This is a genomic window from Bacteroides mediterraneensis, from assembly GCF_016900355.1.
Classification (GTDB): domain Bacteria; phylum Bacteroidota; class Bacteroidia; order Bacteroidales; family Bacteroidaceae; genus Phocaeicola.
In genome coordinates this window covers 1-771 of record NZ_JACJKA010000060.1, presented here as the reverse complement: position 1 = coordinate 771, position 771 = coordinate 1, and the positions used below count along the sequence as shown (strand labels likewise).

Genomic DNA, 771 nt, shown 5'->3' with positions numbered 1-771 from the left:
TGGTAATTGGGGCTAAGTCGTAACAAGGTAGCCGTACCGGAAGGTGCGGCTGGAACACCTCCTTTCTGGAGAGGGACCGAGAAGAGGTTCTTGCCTTGTACTGCAGATGAGTTTGTTTTTCGATATACAAGAGAGAAAGATGAAGCCGAGTCGGAACGGACGAGGTTGAAATGTCGAACGAGTGAGAGCAGAACCAAGCTCGCTTGGGTTATGCCGAGCGGGGAGACATAAATCATCGGCACGATGATAACTCACAAGCTAGTCCTATAGCTCAGTTGGTTAGAGCGCTACACTGATAATGTAGAGGTCGGCAGTTCAACTCTGCCTGGGACTACCTCGAAAAGAAGGAAGCGAAAAAAAACTTCCTTAAAATTTTGCGGGAACAAAAGTAAATGCTTACCTTTGCAGCCGCAAAAAAAACGGGGGATTAGCTCAGCTGGCTAGAGCACCTGCTTTGCACGCAGGGGGTCAACGGTTCGAATCCGTTATTCTCCACGAAAAAAATAGGTCTATGACATGATGTAACAAGCAAAAAGTAATTTTAGTACGAAAGCTAAAAGTATATATCATCCCGCACCCGTCGAAAGACGGAGTGTGCACGTGATAAGGAAAGTAGGAAAGGGCGCATGGCGGATGCCTTGGCTCTCGGAGGCGATGAAGGACGTGATAAGCTGCGATAAGCTGCGGGGAGGTGCAAATAACCCTTGATCCGCGGATTTCCGAATGGGACAACCCGTTATCTTGAAGAGATAACATCCATCTTATGATGGA

Annotated in this window: 2 tRNA genes and 2 rRNA genes; all 4 read left to right on the top strand. The window is 47.7% G+C overall.

Annotation, left to right across the window (positions count from 1 at the left end):
• Positions 1-65, top strand: a 16S ribosomal RNA gene (locus H6A28_RS14785); the annotation flags it as partial.
• Between the two features lie 195 nt (positions 66-260).
• Positions 261-334 (top strand) — tRNA-Ile (locus H6A28_RS14780).
• Positions 335-421: 87 nt separating this feature from the next.
• Positions 422-495, top strand: a tRNA-Ala gene (locus H6A28_RS14775).
• A 111-nt stretch (positions 496-606) separates the two neighbouring features.
• Positions 607-771 (top strand): 23S ribosomal RNA (locus H6A28_RS14770); the annotation flags it as partial.